The organism is Mesorhizobium sp. M7A.F.Ca.CA.002.04.1.1 (assembly GCF_004022805.1).
Classification (GTDB): domain Bacteria; phylum Pseudomonadota; class Alphaproteobacteria; order Rhizobiales; family Rhizobiaceae; genus Mesorhizobium; species Mesorhizobium ciceri.
This window is the reverse complement of the sequence record NZ_RZPL01000569.1, coordinates 1-3,879: the sequence shown is the minus strand read 5'-3', so window position 1 is coordinate 3,879 and position 3,879 is coordinate 1. Positions and strand designations below refer to the sequence as shown.

The window sequence follows — 3,879 nt, the reverse complement described above, 5'->3', positions numbered from 1 at the left end:
GATCGCGGCGCGGCAAAAGCTGCCGGTGCTGCTGACCACCATCGCGCCCGAATCCGTCGAGCCGGCTCGCGTCGCGGCGCTGACTAAGGCCGGCGTCATCGTCAGCCTTGGCCATTCCGACACCGGCTACGCCACCGCCAGCGCCTTTGCCGCGGCGGGCGCCTCGATGGTTACCCACCTGTTCAATGCGATGAGCCAGATCGGCAATCGCGAGCCTGGCCTGGCGGGCGCCGCCATCGACATCGGCGCCTTGTCGGCCGGTCTCATCGCCGACGGCATCCATGTCGATCCGGCCACCATCAAGATCGCACTGCGCGCCAAGCAGGGGCCGGCCAGGATCGTTCTGGTCACCGACGCCATGGCGACAATCGGCACCGACATGACGTCGTTCACGCTCAACGGCCGTACCGTCTATCGCAGGCATGGCAGCCTGCGGCTCGGCGACGGAACGCTGGCGGGCGCCGATCTCGACATGATCTCGGCCATTCGTTTCACCCACCGCGTCATCGGGGTCGAGCTTTCCGAGGCCTTGCGCATGGCTTCGCTCTATCCGGCGCAAGCAATCGGCCAGTCGCACCGGCTTGGCCGATTCGCCAACGGCACGGCTGCGGATATTGTCGCGCTGTCGGACGATCTCGACCCGAAGGGCGTCTGGATCGGCGGCGAAAAGGTTTTTGGAGCCGGCTACGGCACTGCGCATTGATATCGGCTGTCGTCGTGAAACCTTTTGATTTTGAGGTCGTTGTCGGAGCGTATGTCCGAGGCGAAACCCAAATTGAAACAGGCCGACGGCATCAAACCGCGCGGTGCCTTGAAGCCGCGACAGCAAGCGCCGCGTGACCACAGGCCGCGCCAAGAGGATCTGCGCGAAAAAAAACCGCCGACTGCCGAAGCTGCCCCCGAGGTCGACGGCCAGCCGGGACCGCCACCGGAGGCTGTCGAGCCGGATCCGCAACTGACGCCCGAAGAAGCCGAGCAGGCGCGCCGGAAATACCTGCTGCGGCGTTTCTGGATCAGCGGGCGCGGCTACTGGGCCAGGCGGGGCGATGGGCTTGCCTGGCCGCTCACGATCGGGCTGTTGATCCTGATCTGCGTCAATGTCGGCTTTCAATACGGGATCAACGTCTGGAACCGCTCCTTCTTCGACGCCATCGAGCAACGCAACGTCCACACCGTTTATGTGCTTAGCGCCATATTCCTGCCGCTCGTCGCTGGAAGCGCGGGCCTTGTGGTCGCGCAGGTCTATCTGCGCATGACGATCCAGCGCCGCTGGCGTTCCTGGCTGACCACCGCCGTCATCGCACGCTGGCTTGCCAATGGCCGCTACTACCAGTTGAATCTCGTCGCCGGCGACCACTCGAACCCCGAAGCCCGCCTCACGGAGGATCTGCGGATCGCCACCGAGTCACCGGTCGATTTCATCTCCGGCGTCCTCAATGCGTTCCTGTCGGCCTCGACCTTCATCGTGGTGCTGTGGACGATCGGCGGCGCGCTCACTTTGCCGATCGGTGGCGAAAACCTGACCATTCCCGGCTTCCTCGTCATCACCGCAGTCATCTATGCCGCCATCACCTCCACGTCGATGGTGGTCATCGGCCGGCATTTCGTCCGCCTCTCCGAGCAGAAGAACCAGGCGGAAGCCGAATTCCGCTACACGCTGACGCGGGTACGCGAAAACGGCGAGAGCATCGCATTGCTCGGCGGCGAGGAGGAGGAGCGCAGCGGCATCGACAGGAATTTCGGTCATGTGCTCAGGCAATGGGCGCTGCTGACGGGCCAGCACATGCGCACGGCGCTGGTGTCGCAGGGGTCGAGCCTGTTTGCGCCGGTCGTGCCGGTCCTGCTTTGCGCGCCGAAATTCCTCGAAGGCTCGATGTCGCTCGGACAGGTGATGCAGGCTGCCTCCGCCTTCGCCATCGTGCAGGGCGCGTTCGGATGGCTGGTCGACAACTACCCGCGTCTTGCCGACTGGAACGCCTCGGCGCGACGCATCGCCTCGCTGATGATGTCGCTCGACGGGCTCGAGCGTGCGGAGCAGAGCGACGCGCTCGGACGCATCCAGCACGGCGAAACCGAAGACGGTGCGATGCTCAGCCTCGACGATCTCTCCGTCACGCTCGACGACGGCACCTCCGTGGTCAAGGAAACCGAGGTTGCGATCGAACCGGGCGAGCGTGTGCTGGTGGCTGGCGAATCCGGCTCGGGCAAGTCGACGCTGGTGCGGGCCGTTGCCGGCCTGTGGCCATGGGGCGGCGGCAGCGTCAATTTTCATGCCGACAGGCGACTGTTCATGCTGCCGCAACGCCCCTACATCCCCTCGGGCACGCTTCGCCGCGCGGTCGCCTATCCCGCGGCCGCGGACAAGTGGACGATCAAACAGATCAAGGCCGCCCTGGACAAGGTCGGCTTGGCCTATCTTGCCGAAAGGATCAAGGAAGAAGCGCCATGGGACCAGACGCTGTCGGGCGGCGAAAAGCAGCGTCTCGCTTTCGCGCGCCTGCTGCTGCACCGCCCCGATATCGTCGTGCTGGATGAAGCAACCTCGGCGCTCGACGAGAAGAGCCAGGACGCCATGATGGCGACGGTGATCCGCGAATTGCCCGATGTCACCATCATCAGCGTGGCGCACCGTGCCGAGCTGGAAGCCTTCCACAGCCGCAAGATCACCCTCGAACGGCGGGAGGGCGGCGCCAAGCTTGTCAGCGACATCAACCTCGTGCCGCGCAAGCGCAACCTGCTGAAGCGCGCCTTGTGGGGCTCCGGCAGTCGGGTCGAAAGGGCGCGCAAGGAGTAAGGCGCCGCTGCCCCGGGCACCGCGCAACTATGATGCGTATATGTCCTTGTAGGTGTCGCGCAGCAGGTTCTTCTGTACCTTGCCCATGGTGTTGCGCGGCAGTTCATCGACGAAGATCACCCGCTTCGGATGCTTGTATTTCGCCACCCGTCCGGCGATGGCACCGAGAATTTCGGCGCCGGTGATCCGCGAAGACGGCGCCCGCACGACGATGGCGGTGACGCCTTCGCCGAAATCCGGATGGGCAACGCCGATGACGGCGCTTTCGCTAACCCCGTCGAGCGCATCGATCTCGCTTTCGAGTTCCTTCGGATAGATATTGTAGCCGCCCGATATGATCAGGTCCTTGCCGCGGCCGACGATGTGGACGTAACCGTCGGCGTCGATCGTGCCGAGATCGCCGGTGATGAAAAAACCGCCGGCGCGGAATTCCGCCTTGGTCTTCTCCGGCATGCGCCAATAGCCGCCGAAGACGTTTGGGCCCTTCACCTCGATCATGCCGACCTCGCCCTGCGCAAGCGCTGCGCCACTGTCTGGATCGGCGATGCGAAGCGTGACGCCGGGCAAGGGCAAACCGACGGTCCCGGCGCGCCGCTCGCCCTCATAGGGGTTCGAGGTGTTCATGTTGGTCTCGGTCATGCCGTAGCGTTCGAGGATCGCGTGGCCGGTGCGCTCGCGCCAGGCCTTGTGCGTCTCGGCCAGCAGCGGAGCCGACCCGGAAATGAACACACGGATGTTTTTCGCCGCCTCATGGTCCAGCCCCTCATCCTGCAGCAGGCGCACGTAGAAGGTCGGCACCCCCATCAAGGCCGTGGCACGCGGCAGCAGCGAGACGATGCGGGCCGGATCGAACTTCTGCTCGAACAGCATCGAGGCGCCGGCCATCAGGACGACGTTGGTGGCGACGAACAGGCCGTGCGTGTGGAAGATCGGCAATGCGTGGATCAGCACGTCGTCTCCGGTGAAACGCCAGTGCTCGACCAGCACGCGCGCGTTCGAAGCAAGGTTCTCGTGGCTGAGCATGGCGCCTTTCGAACGACCGGTGGTTCCCGACGTGTAGAGGATTGCCGCGAGGTCATCCGGCC

The 3,879-nt window shown here is 64.8% G+C and carries 3 protein-coding genes; 2 read left to right on the top strand and 1 reads right to left on the bottom strand.

The genetic code is table 11. The annotated features are described in order from the left end of the window. Window positions 1–703 (top strand): amidohydrolase family protein (locus tag ENZ75_RS24395; protein WP_164887972.1); only part of this gene is annotated, 703 nt, incomplete at its 5' end. 51 nt (window positions 704–754) lie between these two features. Further along, a complete protein-coding gene (locus ENZ75_RS24390; RefSeq protein ID WP_063169680.1) occupies window positions 755–2,794 on the top strand; it encodes an ABC transporter ATP-binding protein/permease in 2,040 nt (679 codons plus the stop codon). A gap of 27 nt (window positions 2,795–2,821) precedes the next feature. Here the strand turns inward: ENZ75_RS24390 and ENZ75_RS24385 are convergent. Further along, a partial coding sequence (locus ENZ75_RS24385) for an AMP-binding protein (RefSeq protein ID WP_128278370.1) occupies window positions 2,822–3,879 on the bottom strand: 1,058 nt, incomplete at its 5' end.

Bases quoted from the DNA above. Each gene is read 5' to 3' on its own strand.
- ENZ75_RS24390 (WP_063169680.1), top strand. From the start codon at position 755: ATGTCCGAGGCGAAACCCAAATTGAAACAGGCCGACGGCATCAAACCG.